The organism is Vibrio sp. FE10 (assembly GCF_030297155.1).
Classification (GTDB): Bacteria; Pseudomonadota; Gammaproteobacteria; order Enterobacterales; family Vibrionaceae; genus Vibrio; species Vibrio apostichopi.
On sequence record NZ_AP028067.1, the window covers coordinates 1,940,721 to 1,955,383 of the forward strand.

14 protein-coding genes are annotated in these 14,663 nt (G+C 43.1%); 6 read left to right on the forward strand and 8 right to left on the reverse strand.

Annotation, left to right across the window (positions count from 1 at the left end; all coding sequences use genetic code 11):
* Positions 1-252 precede the first annotated feature (252 nt).
* Positions 253-1,473 carry an ammonium transporter gene (locus tag QUF19_RS08895; RefSeq protein ID WP_286291275.1) on the forward strand — a complete coding sequence of 407 codons (1,221 nt, stop codon included), beginning with the start codon at positions 253-255 and terminating at the stop codon, positions 1,471-1,473.
* A 203-nt stretch (positions 1,474-1,676) separates the two neighbouring features.
* Positions 1,677-2,411 carry a Sir2 family NAD+-dependent deacetylase gene (gene cobB, locus QUF19_RS08900; protein ID WP_065205195.1) on the forward strand — a complete coding sequence of 245 codons (735 nt, stop codon included), beginning with the start codon at positions 1,677-1,679 and terminating at the stop codon, positions 2,409-2,411.
* A gap of 155 nt (positions 2,412-2,566) precedes the next feature.
* Here cobB and QUF19_RS08905 read toward each other — a convergent pair whose 3' ends face one another.
* From QUF19_RS08905 to potA, 6 genes are all read right to left on the reverse strand, one after another.
* The gene (locus QUF19_RS08905) at positions 2,567-3,355 is read right to left on the reverse strand and encodes a GGDEF domain-containing protein (protein WP_286291285.1); all 789 of its coding nucleotides are present in this window, start codon (positions 3,353-3,355) and stop codon (positions 2,567-2,569) included.
* 96 nt (positions 3,356-3,451) lie between these two features.
* Positions 3,452-4,489: an extracellular solute-binding protein gene (locus tag QUF19_RS08910; RefSeq protein WP_286291288.1), complete on the reverse strand. Its 1,038-nt coding sequence runs from the start codon at positions 4,487-4,489 to the stop codon at positions 3,452-3,454.
* 227 nt (positions 4,490-4,716) lie between these two features.
* Positions 4,717-5,751 carry an extracellular solute-binding protein gene (locus QUF19_RS08915; RefSeq protein WP_286291291.1) on the reverse strand — a complete coding sequence of 345 codons (1,035 nt, stop codon included), beginning with the start codon at positions 5,749-5,751 and terminating at the stop codon, positions 4,717-4,719.
* Positions 5,752-5,888: 137 nt separating this feature from the next.
* The gene (gene potC / locus QUF19_RS08920) at positions 5,889-6,659 is read right to left on the reverse strand and encodes a spermidine/putrescine ABC transporter permease PotC (RefSeq protein WP_004733706.1); all 771 of its coding nucleotides are present in this window, start codon (positions 6,657-6,659) and stop codon (positions 5,889-5,891) included.
* Positions 6,659-7,516: a spermidine/putrescine ABC transporter permease PotB gene (gene potB, locus QUF19_RS08925; protein ID WP_017107109.1), complete on the reverse strand. Its 858-nt coding sequence runs from the start codon at positions 7,514-7,516 to the stop codon at positions 6,659-6,661. Before potB ends, potC begins: the two co-directional genes overlap by 1 nt.
* Positions 7,500-8,615 carry a spermidine/putrescine ABC transporter ATP-binding protein PotA gene (potA, locus tag QUF19_RS08930; protein ID WP_017077234.1) on the reverse strand — a complete coding sequence of 372 codons (1,116 nt, stop codon included), beginning with the start codon at positions 8,613-8,615 and terminating at the stop codon, positions 7,500-7,502. Before potA ends, potB begins: the two co-directional genes overlap by 17 nt.
* A 330-nt stretch (positions 8,616-8,945) precedes the next feature.
* Between potA and QUF19_RS08935 the strand changes: the two genes are divergently transcribed.
* The 4 genes from QUF19_RS08935 to ttcA all read left to right on the forward strand — a co-directional run bounded on the left by QUF19_RS08935 (position 8,946) and on the right by ttcA (position 12,646).
* Positions 8,946-9,794: a DUF2189 domain-containing protein gene (locus tag QUF19_RS08935; protein WP_286291402.1), complete on the forward strand. Its 849-nt coding sequence runs from the start codon at positions 8,946-8,948 to the stop codon at positions 9,792-9,794.
* The gene (locus QUF19_RS08940) at positions 9,787-10,635 is read left to right on the forward strand and encodes a glucosaminidase domain-containing protein (protein ID WP_286291404.1); all 849 of its coding nucleotides are present in this window, start codon (positions 9,787-9,789) and stop codon (positions 10,633-10,635) included. Before QUF19_RS08935 ends, QUF19_RS08940 begins: the two co-directional genes overlap by 8 nt.
* 123 nt (positions 10,636-10,758) lie before the next feature.
* Positions 10,759-11,409: a DUF2987 domain-containing protein gene (locus QUF19_RS08945; protein WP_286291406.1), complete on the forward strand. Its 651-nt coding sequence runs from the start codon at positions 10,759-10,761 to the stop codon at positions 11,407-11,409.
* A gap of 343 nt (positions 11,410-11,752) precedes the next feature.
* On the forward strand, positions 11,753-12,646 hold the full coding sequence (gene ttcA, locus QUF19_RS08950; protein WP_029223700.1) for a tRNA 2-thiocytidine(32) synthetase TtcA: 894 nt from the start codon (positions 11,753-11,755) through the stop codon (positions 12,644-12,646).
* A gap of 185 nt (positions 12,647-12,831) precedes the next feature.
* Here the strand turns inward: ttcA and uspE are convergent, their stop codons facing one another.
* Both uspE and fnr read right to left on the reverse strand, forming a co-directional pair.
* The gene (gene uspE / locus QUF19_RS08955; protein ID WP_102437092.1) at positions 12,832-13,782 is read right to left on the reverse strand and encodes a universal stress protein UspE; all 951 of its coding nucleotides are present in this window, start codon (positions 13,780-13,782) and stop codon (positions 12,832-12,834) included.
* A 132-nt stretch (positions 13,783-13,914) separates the two neighbouring features.
* Entirely contained in the window at positions 13,915-14,661 is a 747-nt protein-coding gene (fnr, locus tag QUF19_RS08960) for a fumarate/nitrate reduction transcriptional regulator Fnr (RefSeq protein ID WP_004733691.1), read from the reverse strand.
* Positions 14,662-14,663: the final 2 nt, after the last annotated feature.

Genomic DNA, 14,663 nt, shown 5'->3' on the forward strand with positions numbered 1-14,663 from the left:
CCGCTTCAATATGGTGCAGCTCCCTTATTTGGTGCAATTGTCGTTGTGAATTTTTCGGTTTTTAAGAACCATAAATGTGCACCAGAATATTTAGAATCTAATAATCAATAACTTAAAGTAAAAACCTGTTGCACGAAAATTACCCTTCGCACTTGGAACACATCTTGCGTTCACTGTTGAGTCTTTAATTAATTACATCATTGAATCGCACGATATCAGTGCAAATCAGATAAAGCGAAGGAGAATGCTTTAATGAGTGAAACGGTGACTCAAGTTCATAGTGCAGTACAAACCCTTACCCAAAGTTCAGATACTTTATTCCTATTACTCGGCGCCATCATGGTCTTCTTGATGCACGCTGGCTTTGCATTTCTCGAAGTCGGTACCGTTCGAAAGAAGAACCAAGTCAATGCGCTGGTTAAGATCCTCTCGGATTTTGGTGTCTCCGCTATTGCTTACTTTTTTATTGGCTACTGGGTCGCTTACGGCGCGCACTTTTTTGCCGACGCAGAAACGCTCTCGCAAGGGAATGGATATGAACTGGTTAAGTTTTTCTTCCTAATGACCTTTGCCGCAGCAATCCCTGCGATTGTATCCGGTGGTATCGCAGAACGTGCACGTTTCTATCCAATTTTGATTGCGACACTGTTTACCGTTGGTTTCATCTACCCATTTTTTGAAGGCATCATTTGGAATGGTAACTTTGGCTTCCAAGCGTGGCTAGAAGGCCAGTTTGGTTACGGATTCCATGACTTCGCAGGCTCTGTTGTCGTTCACGGCGTTGGCGGTTGGATTGCATTGGTTGCAGTTTACTTCCTTGGCATGCGTAAAGGTCGTATCCGCGCTGGCAAACACACCAACTTCGCACCATCAAATATTCCTTTCTTAGCATTAGGTTCTTGGATCTTATGTGTGGGTTGGTTTGGATTCAACGTGATGTCTGCTCAAGCGATCAATGGTATCAGCGGTCTCGTGGCGATGAACTCACTCATGGCAATGGTCGGCGGTATTCTTGCGGCTTTAGTCGCAGGTAAAAATGACCCAGGCTTTATTCACAATGGTCCTTTAGCTGGTCTCGTGGCGATATGTGCAGGTTCAGACTTGATGCATCCATTGGGCGCTTTGATTACTGGCGGTGTTGCAGGCGCACTGTTTGTTTACCTGTTCACGTACATGCAAAACAAAACACAGATTGATGATGTACTCGGTGTGTGGCCTCTACACGGCGTGTGTGGCGCTTGGGGTGGCATTGCAGCGGGTATCTTCGGCCAACAAGCATTCTGGGGGCTAGGGGGCGTGAGCTTTGCTGCTCAAGTTGTCGGTACTTTGGCGGGTATCACTGTAGCTTTGGTTGGCGCACTCATTGTTTATGGTGTGTTGAGTAAACTAACAGGCTTACGTTTAAGTGAAGAAGACGAGTTCAACGGTGCTGACCTTGCTATTCACAAGATCTCATCAATCAACGAAGACTGATCACGGTTCAATAGATAAACAATAAGCGGCTTCGGTCGCTTTTTTTGTGTCTGTTCATTCTTAATCTGCTGATATCGAGCGAGTTATGTCACAAATAGCCAATGAATTCAGTTGGCTAAGACTATGGTCTAATCCCTAAAACTATTGTTGGAATTTGAACAGTGCTAAGCTGTTACCAAGTGACATATCTAAAAGGACGTTATATGCATTTCCCATACAGAAATATCGTAATTCTTACTGGTGCCGGAATCTCAGCGGAGTCGGGGATACAAACATTTCGAGCGCAAGATGGATTGTGGGAAAACCATAAAATCGAAGATGTCGCAACACCTGAGGGTTTTGCAAAAGATCCAGATTTGGTGCAAGAGTTCTACAATAAACGTCGTCATGGCTTACAAAGCGAAAGCATCCTGCCAAATTCAGCCCATAAGGCGTTAGGAGAGCTTGAAGACAAACTAGATGGCAAAGTTACAATCATCACTCAAAACATCGACAACCTGCATGAGCGCGGTGGTAGTAGCAATATCATCCACATGCATGGCGAACTATTAAAAGCGCGATGCAGCGAATCCAATCAAGTTATCGAGCATAAAGACAATATCGAAACCGGTGAGCTTTGTCATTGCTGCCAGATCCCCGCTCAAATGCGTCCTCATATTGTTTGGTTTGGCGAAATGCCACTAAGAATGGGCGACATCTATTCAGCGTTAGAAGAAGCGGATTTGTTCATCTCGATCGGTACGTCAGGTGTGGTTTATCCAGCAGCCGGTTTTGTACATGACGCTAGAATGCATGGCGCACATACAATTGAAATCAATCTCGAACCGAGTGCGGTTGAGAGCGAATTTGAAGAGAAACGCTACGGTAAAGCCAGTATTGAAGTGCCGAAATTAGTCGGTGAGCTGTTGTCTGTAGAGAAAGGTTCTTTGACCGCTTAAACTTGTCATAACGCTTTTGCTCAAGCTTAGCTAACAAGGCAAATACGTGTCCGACTGCAACCAAGCAAGTCAGATAGGTGTTTGCTTTTTTGTTCATGAAGAGTTTTGTTCATATAAGTAAATCGCAGCCTGTTAAAATCTCATTTCACTGAAGATTAAGAGCTAGTTGAAACAGAACGCTGCGCTTTTTTCATTTCATACATAGCCTTATCTGACTTATCCAGCGCCTGTTGAAAGTTATCCTGACAAGTGACTTCGATGCCGTAAGAAAAAGAGATGTTTTCACCGTGAAGTAGGTTGTTAACTTGGCTGACGAACTCACCACCACGACCCAGCTGCGCCGTTGCGACAAACTCATCGCCGCCAACACGAAACACCATTTCATCTTCTAATACCGCTTGGCTTAATGCCTGAGAGAAGCGAACGATCATCAGATCTCCGACTTTATGGCCTTTACGATCATTCACCGTTTTTAACCCATCCAAATCGAAATAGATGAGTTCGAATTCTTTCAATTTGATTGCATCGAACTTCTTACGGTTATACAAACCTGTCAGCTCATCTTGCTTACTTTGGTCTTTTAATTGAGTGGTCAGCTCAGTAATGCCGTAGGCAATAAGTAGGAAGGCTATTTGCAATAAGCCATCTTCAAGAAAGGTGTCGAGTAGTTCGTTTCTGTCTGCCCATTCATCGAGATGTTTGAGTTCTGTGGTCACATCATAAAATAGGTTGAAAATAAGCAATATAGCCCCGTAGCGAAGGATTTTATGAGGGCGAATGGCATGACGAGCAACGTAGTAGATGTACATAGTAATCACGAGGGTGTTTGTTTCGAAAAACAGGTCGTAATTAGAGTCTATGTGGATGAATGAACTCAGGCCGAGCATCAAGAAAGACGCAAGAAGCATCAGAGTCACAACCAATAATATCGGGTTCGCTGGCATATTATAACGCACTCCATGTCGTTTAATGCCATCCTATATAAAGTATAGATAAAAATAAAGCGGCTTACGCCGCTTTATTAACCTGTCAGTAACAATCTAGTTGTTTACTTTAAGTTTTTGGAAGTACTCGTCATAAATAACGCTCGCTTCGCCAACTTCATCTTGCCAAACGCCGTTATCCATCACTGATTGTGGTGGGAAAACGTTCTTATCTTCAGCAAATTCTTTAGGAAGAAGAGGGTAAGCCGTTTTAACTGGCGTCGGGTAACCGATCTCTAGAGCAATCTTAGCTGCGTTTTCAGGGCGAAGAAGGAAGTCGATCATCTTATGTGCCGCTTCAGTGTTCTTAGCACCTGCTGGAATCGCTAGGCTGTCCATCCAGAAGATAGCGCCTGTCTCTGGCCAGATGATGTCAATCGTCGCGCCTTCTTGGCGTGCCATGTAAGCAGAGCCATTCCAAAGCATACCAAGAGACACTTCACCCGCTAGGTAAGGGTTTGCTGGGAAATCTGAGTTAAATACCAATACGTTTGGCATCAGCTTACGAAGTTCTTCGTACGCTTCTTTGATTTCTTCAGGGTTCGTTGTGTTTGGAGAATAACCCAGTTTAGACAGTGCGATATGGAAAACCTCACGAGAGTCATCCATCATCATCAGTTGACCTTCCCACTGTGTATCCCACAGATCGCCCCAGTTTTTAACTGAAGACTTGTCTAGCATATCTGAGTTGATACCAATACCCGTTGCGCCCCAGATGTATGGGATCGAGTAGTTGTTGTTTGGGTCAAATGGCTTATCTAAGTAATTTGGATCCAAATCAGCAAAGTGGCTTAGCTTAGTTTTATCAAGCTCTTGAAGCATGCCTTCTTTACGCATCTTAGAAACGAAGTAAGTAGAAGGAACCACTAAGTCGTAACCCGTACCTTGAGTTTTTAACTTAGCGTACATGCTTTCGTTAGACTCATAAGTTGAGTAGTAGACTTTAATGCCAGTCTCTTCTGTGAAGTCTTCTAACACTTCATTTGGAATATATTCAGACCAGTTGTAAAAATACAGTTCTTGGTCAGCTGCGAAAGAGGGTGTAGAAAGTAAAGTAGCAGCACACAATGCGCCGGTATACAGTGTTTTTTTCATTACTGTTCCGTTCATTTGTTTGATTTGGAGCTGGGTAGTGAACCCAAAGTAAATGGATTTCTAAAAATCGCGCTAGATTATAGCAGTGATATAACAAAATAGGCAGCCTAAGCTGCCTATTCATTGATATTCTTATTTTTAACGTGTTGATTATCTAACTGAGGTTGTTAAGTAAACCAGTTACTTATTAGCGTCTGTTGACCAGAGCAATTAGATAAAGAACTCGCTTACTGACCGGCTTTAAGCTTCATGAAGTAATCTTCGTACTTCACTGTCTTATCGCCAACCGCAGCTTGCCATTCAACACGGTCAAGATCTTCTTGCGACGGGAACAGAGCAGGGCTGTCTTTGAACTTCTCATTAGACGCTTTGACTGCCGTTAGATAACCTGTGTCGCGAGAAATTTGCTCTGCGATTTCTGGGCGAAGTAGGAAGTCGATCATCTTATGAGCCGCTTCTACGTTTACTGCGCCAGAACTGATGGCAAAGTTATCAACCCAACCGATGCCGCCTTCTTTAGGGAAAACCAGTTTAATCGGCAGACCTTCATTTTGCGCTGCAGCAGCAGAACCGTTCCAAAGCATACCAAGACCCACTTCACCAGACATGTATGGTGCGCCAGGGTTATCTGAGTTAAACACAAGAACGTTTGGCATCAGCTTGCGCAGCTCAGCGTAGGCTTCGTCGATTTCTTTCTCGTTAGTCGTGTTACCTGAGTAACCTAACTTACGCAGTGCGATGTGGAACACTTCACGCGTGTCGTCCATCATCATCAGCTGACCTTCAAGCTCTGGCTTCCATAGATCAGCCCAGCTTTGGAAATCTTCTGGATCGTACATGTCTGTGTTAACAGCCAGGCCCGTAATAGCGACAACATGTGGAATGGAGTAGTCGTTGCTCGGATCATATGGCTTATCTAGGTAGTTTGTATCTAGATTCGCAAAATTGTTTAGCTTGGTTTTGTCGATCTTTTGAAGCATGCCTTCGTCGCGCATTTTAGACACGAAGTAGGTTGAAGGAACCACAAGGTCGTAACCTTTATTGTGCGTTTTCAATTTTGCGTACAAAGTTTCATTCGACTCGTAAGTCGAGTAAATCACTTTGATGCCAGTTTCATCCGTGAACTGTTCTAAGATCTCACTGTTGATGTAAGGTCCCCAGTTCATGAATACCAATTCTTTGTTATCTTTTGCAAACGATGGTGCAGATAACATTGAAAGCGCACATGCACTACCAGCTAATAGAGTAGCCCATTTTTTCATTGACGTTAGCTCCAAACTAAACGTTGCCCGAAGGCACTAGATAGAAAAACAGAATGGCAATTTACCATTCTGTTTATGAATAACACTGTTGTTAAACTTGAATCTTATCAAGTCTGTCTCAGTAAAGAGTAGGAGACTTACTTGATTTTCTCTCTCGCTAATAACTGAGAAATAATCACCAGTATTAATGACACCACTAACATCACTGTTGCTAGGGCGTTGACCTCTGGAGATATTCCGACTTTAACCATCGAGTAGATCTTCAGTGGCAAGATTTCATAGGTTGGACCCGTTACGAAAGAGCTGATGATCACATCGTCCAAAGACAGTGTGAAGCTCAATAACCAACCCGCAGCCACCGCTGGCTTAGCCAGAGGAAGGATGATCTGTTTTAGAATCGTCCATTCACTTGCACCTAAATCTTTTGCGGCTTCTAGCATCTTGACATCAAAGCCATTCAAGCGACTGTAGACCGTGACAACAACGAACGGCAGACAGAAAGTAATGTGCGCTGCAAGTAGGGTAAAGAACCCAAGTTGCACACCCATTACCAAGAATAGCGCAAGAAGCGAAATCGCCATTACGATATCTGGCGACATCATCACGATGAACAACATGCCATTGACGATGCCTTTACCTTTAAATTGGTAACGGAATAGGGCAACGGCAGTCAGGCTTCCGACAATCGTTGCGGCAGTTGCAGAGAACACCGCGACGTTGATCGAATGCCACGCAGCCTGCATTAGGCTGTCGTTGTTAATCAGCGCGTCATACCACTTAGTGGTAAAGCCACCCCATTTCATGCCGAATTTATTGGCATTAAATGAGTTTGCAATCAATACGATAATAGGTAGGTATAGAAAAGCGTATACCAGCGCCATAAAGCTGAACTTAACTGTGCGACCCATTAGTCTAGCTCCACTTTCTTATTCAATAACTTGCCTGCACGGTAGTAGGCATAAAGCATCACGGCCATAGCAGTGGTCAGTGCAATACTGGTTGCCGCGCCAAACGGCCAGTCTCGAGCGTTGAGCACTTGGCTCTTAATCACGTTACCGATCAATAGGTTCTTAGCGCCGCCCAACAAGTCTGAAATGTAGAACATTCCAAGCGCAGGGAGCAATACAAGTAAGCAACCGCCGATAATGCCTGGCATTGTTAGGGGTAAAACAACCTTCAATAACGTTTGAAGTTTGTTCGCACCTAAGTCTTTAGCCGCTTCTAAATAAGTATCGTCTAGCTTTTCAATTGCTGAATACAACGGCAAAATCATGAACGGAAGTAGGATATACACTAAACCGATCATTACTGCCGTTTCTGAATACATAATACGAAGTGGCTTATCGATAATGTCTAACGCCAACAAGCCTTTGTTCAACACACCTTGAGTACCCAGAACCACTTTTAATCCGTAAGTACGAATCAAAGAGTTTGTCCAAAATGGCACAATCACTAGAAACAACATGATTGGACGCCATTTCGCTGGCATTTTTGCCACGATGTAGGCGAACGGGTAACCAATAATTAAACAAAGTAGGGTTGCGACAATCGCCATATAGAAAGAGTGCATCAGCACTTTAAAATACAGCGGATCAGCCAAACGCAAGTAGTTATCGAGAGTGAAGGTCATCTCGATCAAGTTCGCTTCATCACGAGTTAGAAAGCTAGTACCGATGATCATGATGTTTGGAATCATCACGAACAGCACTAACCAACCTGTGATTAAAGCAACAATCGCGTTTTGTAAATTAAACTTCTTGCTCATCTTCTAACACCACTTCCCAGCTCTCAACCCAAGTTACTGCAACTTTTTGGCCCAGTGAGTGATCAACATCAGGGTCATCTTCGTTGAAGAATTCGCTAACCATGACACGCATACCAGATTCAAGTTCTACGACTGAATCTAATGTCATGCCTTTGTAGGTTCGCTCGACAATGTGGCCGACAATACCGCTTTGATCCGACTCTTTAATTTCTTCGATACGAAGATCTTCAGGGCGAAGTAGTACTTGCAGTTTTTGGCCCGGTGCTACGTCTTTATCGTGATAGATAATTGACTCTTCACCTTCGATTGTCGCAACAATGCGCTTTTCATCTTGACGAGATTTCGCTGTCGCTTCGAATACGTTAATTTCACCAATGAAACGAGCAACAAACAGGTTCTTAGGCTCTTCGTAGATTTCTCTTGGCGTTCCGTCTTGTTCAATCACGCCATCACGCATAACAATAATACGATCAGACATGGACAATGCTTCTTCTTGGTCATGCGTTACAAAAATGAACGTGATACCAAGTTGGCGTTGCAGTTGTTTAAGTTCGATTTGCATTTGTTTACGTAGTTTGTAATCAAGAGCAGATAGAGACTCATCCAACAAAAGAACTTTAGGCTTATTAACGACAGCACGAGCGATTGCGATACGTTGCTGTTGGCCACCAGATAGCTGGTGTGGCTTTCGTTGTGCCATTTGTTCTAGGCGCACCATTTTTAAAGCATCCATTACACGAGGTTCAATCTCAGTGTTTGGTACTTTCTGCATGCGTAAACCAAATGCCACATTGTCGAAAACGGTCATATGTGGGAATAGGGCATAGCTTTGGAATACAGTGTTAACATGCCTTTGTTCAGCAGGAACTTGGGTTACATTCTGTTGGGCTAATAGTATTTCACCACTATCTGCCGTTTCAAACCCTGCAATCATTCTTAGTACCGTGGTTTTACCACAACCGGACGGGCCTAATATCGTGAGAAACTCACCATGATTTACGTTTAGATCAAGATTGCCGATGACTTCCTTACCATCGAAACTTTTACTAATGCCAGTTAACTGTACGACTGGCTTTCCTACTGATTTTTTAGCGTTCAACGTCTGTTTTTCTCCACCTTGGTTCTATTTGAGACCTGTTGCTATACACTTTTAAGGCGCGCATGATAATCACCAAAAACGTGAATTCAAAGCATTTTTTACCTTTCGAAGATAAAAAATTTCGCAGGTAAAAGTAAACATCCTTTACCATACTGTTATTTATTGGGTTTACACCCTAATAAGTGTCTAATTATTAACCATTAAGACGCAAAAGCAAGCCTTGTTACAGATTCATATTTTAGTTTGTTCCCGACATATGAGTATAATGAAGGTAATTTTTTATCAATAAGTTAGGTGGCTTCAAGCAATTGAGTACACCTAGGTATCAATATGAACAACGACATCGAAAAAGATTTTAATTTGGGCGGTAGTATCGACCGTGCACTTTCCGGCGATTATGAGCTCAAAGCAACGGCTGTATTCCAAGAAGCATGGAAACATACGGTAAGTCACTTTCTTTCGTTTTCTCCTGCGATCGTTGCATTGATGTTCGTGCAACTGGCTATTTTTTATATCGCATTGAAATTACAGCTTGGTGATCCGGCAGTCATCTTAGATGCCGTTATCGACCCTGAGGCATTTACGCCACAGATCGTTGAATCTATTTTCATTGCTAACTTTAGCTACGAAGTGGTGAGTGCACCTATTTATGCGGGCATCAGCCTAATGGCAATGAGCCACGCTGCAGGTTTGCACACCAAGACTCGTCATATTAGTAAAGGGCTACAATTTACCGTGCCAGTTATCTTGGTGACTCTGTTCAGCTTAATGCTGCAAGGTATTGCAGGAATGCTGTTACCGTTTCTTTCTATCTATTTTTCACTGGCTTTCAGCCATTCAATCCTATTGATTTGTGATAAGAAAGTTCCACCAATGCAATCGCTGTTGCTTTCACTACGAGCGGTAAACAAGAAAATCTTCACCGTTGCGTCTATTTACTTAGCGGTGATGCTGATGTTTATCGTCGCTGCGATGATGTACGGCATTGGCTTGATATTCGTTCTACCATTCTTCTTCCACGTGAAAGGCATTCTTTACCGCGAAATGTTTGGTATTAAGTTAAAAGTTATTGCGTCAGATCGACCAAATAGTGATGACGATAATAACGACAGCAGCAATGGCGACAATAACAGTAACGACGGCAACAACAATAAAAACCCTCAGGTGTTCGATGCGTAATAACGTTAAAGGCAGCGCAAGTAAATCTCTTGCGCTCAAGGTAACGGCACTGGCGATCGTGGGTTCTATCTCACTGGTTGGCCCGTACATTTACCAAGAAGAAGAGCGCCGACGCTCAGCAGAGCAAAGTTCAAACACATCTAGTGAGTTTGGTGATTTGACCGTGGCTTCAGATCGCCCCAACTTTGCTGCCATTGAAGATGTGAACGAGAAAAAAGAGACCTTCTTTTCTTACCTTCGTCCTAGCATCAACATCGAAAACAAACGAATTACCAAAGAGCGTGCGTTTTTGACCAAGATCTCTCAAGCAGGTATTGCGAACGTTGATTCGGAAGATGTGTCGTACGCGAAAAGGCTAGGGAAGCTGTACAGCTTGCCAGTGCCATCTTCAGGACTAGATCAAGCTTGGCTCACGGAAATGCTTAGTCGCGTTAACGTACTGCCAGAGGCGCTTGTATTGACTCAAGCTGCTAACGAGTCGGCTTGGGGTACATCGCGCTTCGCAACCAAAGCCAACAACTACTTCGGACACTGGTGTTATACCAAAGGTTGTGGTCTGGTTCCGCTACAACGTAACGAAGGCAGTTCGCATGAAGTAGCTACATTCTCTTCAAGCCAAGAATCCGTTCATCGTTACTTCATGAACCTGAACCGTAATCGTGCTTATGCCGATTTAAGAGCGATTCGAGCAAAACTGGCGGCACAGGGCGACGATTTGCTAACAACCGCATCTGCGACAGAGCTTACCAATGGCTTACTAAAATATTCTGAGCGAGGTTCAGACTATGTGACTGATTTACAAGCCATGATCCGTCACAACGATGTATACTGGAAAAAGTAACTCGATTTGGTCTCAGTTTGGTTAACCTCGAAAGTAAGTTATTATCCAAACGGCATCACACAAAGAGCAGCTAATGGCTGCTCTTTTTAATTATGAACGCTCAACTTCGACAAGATTATAATAATGAAAAAGACAGTACTCGCTCTATTAGCCTCACTCAGCCTTGGGGTTTCTCTTCCAGCTTCAGCTCAAGAATACATGTTCACGTATTCCAAGCTCTACACACAGCTTAAAAACAACACCAAAGAAGGGCATGATGACGTCAAAGTTGCGGTCTTCTTTGTGGATCAACAAGCTCAAACAATCTGTCACATCAGCAAAGCGTGGATGGAGAAGGAAGAACATTATGAAGAGCTAAAAGTCTCTCCAGCCAGTGAACTGCTTCTACCTGTCGATCAAAACCTACGTTCAGCTAATCCTCTTATCTTTGTACAAACACAAGAACAAGAGTGTGCGTATTCGCTGGTCGTAATGACTCAGGAACCTTTGGCTGGAACGGTTGAAGTTGCACAGCTAGAAAGCCTGTTACCGCAGATGCAAGCGATGCTAGAAGACGTAAGCGGCATGTTCTCTAGCTGGATCACACCCGATATCCAAGGCTTAACGTTGGAGTTTGATAATAAGCTTGAAGGCAACATTGCTCTGTCTAACGGTAAGCAAATCCCAATTGAAGAAGGGCGCGCGAAATTCACGCTAGCTGAGCTCAATGGAAGTGACAGCATCACGTTACCAGAAGCTACTGTTCGTGTTTTGCCTTACATCCCAGCACAATAGCGGTCAGTCTGAAGCTCTTTGTTTCGCTTCAGCTTAAGATTTTACTAAACAGCCTGCTCTTCTTTGAACAGGCTGTTTTTATTTATAGTCTTAAACCTAAGACCTTTGATCTTGCCAAACCACAGATCTCAACAGCTTCTCATCATTGGTTCTTACCTCTTATTACGACGTGTTTTCTCACCATTAGAAGGCAGAACGCATGATATGACAGAATCTTTCTCCTGCTCCGCTTGTTTATCCTGCAGTTACTGTTTCAACCTTAAATAAAAATCCGTATAATCCACGCCCTAAAACAGTCCCACTAGCAATCTACAGTCGGTAATACGACGGTGTGAGAGTCGCAATGAACCAAAACGAAAATAAAAAAGATACACTTGAATTCAACAAGCTTCAGAAACTTCTAAGAAGAAATGTTGGGAATGCCATCGTCGACTACAACATGATCGAAGAGAATGATGTAGTAATGGCGTGCATTAGTGGCGGTAAAGATTCATTTGCGATGCTAGACATTTTGCTACGTTTACGTGAAGCAGCACCCATCAAATTTGATGTAGTGGCAGTAAACCTAGATCAGAAACAACCGGGCTTCCCTGAACATATTCTTCCTGAGTACTTTGAAACTCTGAACATTCCTTACTACATCGTAGATAAAGATACGTACTCAGTAGTAAAAGAAAAAGTGCCAGAAGGTAAGACGACATGTGGCCTTTGTTCACGTCTGCGTCGCGGTACTTTGTACTCGTTTGCAGAGAAGATTGGCGCAACGAAGATTGCTCTAGGTCACCACCTAGACGACATTGTTGAGACTATGTTCCTAAACATGTTCCACGGTGCTCGCCTTAAGGCTATGCCGCCTAAGCTTCGCTCTGACGATGGTCGTAACGTTGTAATCCGTCCTCTGACTTACTGCCGCGAAACTGACCTCATCAAATACGCAGAGCACAAAGAGTTTCCGATCATTCCATGTAATCTGTGTGGTTCTCAAGAAAACCTACAGCGTCAAAACATCAAAGCGATGCTAATTGATTGGGATAAACAGACTCCAGGACGTGTTGAGAAGGTCTTCAAGTCAATTCAGAACGTGAGCCCGAGCCAATTGGCAGATCGTGAGTTGTTTGATTTCATTAACTTACCGTTAGACCGTACTGAAGAACGCAAAGCATACGAATTCGAAGAAGCTGAAATCTCGTCGTCAAACATCGATGAGTCTTTGTACATCGATGTAACCAACGTTTAAGCCTTATTCGTCATAGAATTGCTATAACATCTAGATAAATAAAAACGCCTCAAGCAATCAATGCTTAAGGCGTTTTTTTTATGAGTTAAATATGTAGATTGAAGTACATATTGAGATTACTGTTTTAAGGCATTTAGCCTTTCTATCCGTTTAAACTTTTAACTCACTTAACTTTTTAACTCAACTTAACCTTTAGCAAGGTTAGGATCGAGAGGGCTCACATAACCAGACGGTTTAAGCGCCAGGACATCACAATTAATCTTATCGATAACGTGCTCAGCGGTATTACCAATAAATACAGCAGACAAGCCAGTACGACCTGTGGTTCCTAAAATCACCATAGCGGCGCTGTTTTCAGACGCGACTCGTGGAATCACATCTTCTGGCAAGCCTTGCTCAACGATCGTCTGTTCTTCACACATACCGTGCTTTTGACGAAGTGCTTTCATTCCCGTTAAGTGGTGACCACGAACGGCGTCAGTGTAAGACGTAGGATCGAACTCTGGCAACTCAATAGTGATATTCGCAGGCGTTACAGGATAAGCATTAACCAAGAAAGGTTCAGCATCCAAACGACCCGTAATCTCAAGCAATCTATCAACCATTGTATCGTTCAGCTCGATGTGAGCTTCTGTTTCAGAGCCGACGTGTACCGAAGCAAAAATCTTCGCATTATCAGGCCAGAAATCATTTTTAACTAAGAGCACAGGGCTAGGGCACTTTCTCAACAGATGCCAGTCTGTAGGAGTGAAAATCACAGACTCTAAGGTATCGTGCTTACGCGTACCTTTAATCAGGATCTCATGCCCACCGCTGTATACTTCAGCGATGATCGCTTCATAAGGACGGTTATGCCAAACCACTTGAACGTTAAATTCAATAGAATCATCAAGGTAAGGTTCTGCGACTTTATTCATCCAAATTTCGCGTTGATGAATCACGCCTTTACGCATTGCGTCTCTTTCATCAACAGAGAGCATTGATGTCATCTCATACGAGAAATCGTATATCGACAAAAAGAAAGTGATGTGGCTTGTTGAGGTGCTTTTCTTTGCAAGTTGGATAGCACGAACTAGAGCAGGTTGCTCATCGTGATTAATGTCTGCGACAACTAAAATTTTGTTATAGATACTCATAACTAAGCCTACTTTTCAGACCGAACATATAAATAATGTAGCGTAGTTATGGAGAGATTAAGAGAAATATAAGAGGTTTTAGGGGAGAAACATGATGTAGCTCATTATTGAACTACATCATTGATATCTAAACTATTCTTTTGAAACGCCAGCAAGTTCCATCAGAGCATCGTGATCTTCGATAGTGATGTATTTGCCTTTAACACTCAAGATGTCTGCTTTTTGGAAGCGACCTAATAGACGGCTGATTGTTTCAACAGTCAAACCAAGGTAGTTACCAATGTCGCCACGAGTCATCGTTAAGCGGAACTCTCTTGGGCTAAAGCCACGTTGAGAGAAGCGAGTAGAAAGGTTGTAAAGGAATGCAGCAAGACGTTCTTCCGCGTTCTTTTTAGAAAGAAGCAGAATCATTTCTTGGTCACCTTTAATCTCGTTACTCATCAGACGCATAATTTGCTGACGCAATTTAGGCATTTTGCCTGATAAGTCATCAAGGATCTCGTATGGAATTTCACACACCATAGAAGTTTCAAGTGCTTGTGCGAAACTAGGGTGTTCGTCACCCGTGATCGCATCAAAGCCAACAAGATCACCCGCAAGGTGGAATGCAGTAATCTGCTCATCACCTTGCTCAGTAATCGTGTAACTCTTGATCGTTCCAGAGCGAATAGCATACAGAGATTTAAGCTCGTCACCGGCTTTAAATAACTCTTGGCCTTTTTGAATAGGCTTTTTTCTCTCAATGATCTGATCAAGTTGATCGAGTTCAGATTCATTCAAAGTAAATGGGATACAGAGCTGGCTAATACTACAATCCTGGCAGTGGATTGCACAGCCACCAGACTGAACACGTTTCGTCACAGGCTTTTCAGAAATCATAA

What these genes read in the sequence shown, in the direction of transcription:
- QUF19_RS08905 (WP_286291285.1), bottom strand. Translation starts at nt 3,355, where the DNA reads ATGCCAGCGAACCCGATATTATTGGTTGTGACTCTGATGCTTCTTGCG.
- potB (WP_017107109.1), bottom strand. Translation starts at nt 7,516, where the DNA reads ATGAGCAAGAAGTTTAATTTACAAAACGCGATTGTTGCTTTAATCACA.
- QUF19_RS08945 (WP_286291406.1), top strand. Translation starts at nt 10,759, where the DNA reads ATGAAAAAGACAGTACTCGCTCTATTAGCCTCACTCAGCCTTGGGGTT.
- cobB (WP_065205195.1), top strand. Translation starts at nt 1,677, where the DNA reads ATGCATTTCCCATACAGAAATATCGTAATTCTTACTGGTGCCGGAATC.
- QUF19_RS08940 (WP_286291404.1), top strand. Translation starts at nt 9,787, where the DNA reads ATGCGTAATAACGTTAAAGGCAGCGCAAGTAAATCTCTTGCGCTCAAG.
- QUF19_RS08935 (WP_286291402.1), top strand. Translation starts at nt 8,946, where the DNA reads ATGAACAACGACATCGAAAAAGATTTTAATTTGGGCGGTAGTATCGAC.
- QUF19_RS08915 (WP_286291291.1), bottom strand. Translation starts at nt 5,751, where the DNA reads ATGAAAAAATGGGCTACTCTATTAGCTGGTAGTGCATGTGCGCTTTCA.
- QUF19_RS08910 (WP_286291288.1), bottom strand. Translation starts at nt 4,489, where the DNA reads ATGAAAAAAACACTGTATACCGGCGCATTGTGTGCTGCTACTTTACTT.
- fnr (WP_004733691.1), bottom strand. Translation starts at nt 14,661, where the DNA reads ATGATTTCTGAAAAGCCTGTGACGAAACGTGTTCAGTCTGGTGGCTGT.
- uspE (WP_102437092.1), bottom strand. Translation starts at nt 13,782, where the DNA reads ATGAGTATCTATAACAAAATTTTAGTTGTCGCAGACATTAATCACGAT.
- ttcA (WP_029223700.1), top strand. Translation starts at nt 11,753, where the DNA reads ATGAACCAAAACGAAAATAAAAAAGATACACTTGAATTCAACAAGCTT.
- QUF19_RS08895 (WP_286291275.1), top strand. Translation starts at nt 253, where the DNA reads ATGAGTGAAACGGTGACTCAAGTTCATAGTGCAGTACAAACCCTTACC.
- potC (WP_004733706.1), bottom strand. Translation starts at nt 6,659, where the DNA reads ATGGGTCGCACAGTTAAGTTCAGCTTTATGGCGCTGGTATACGCTTTT.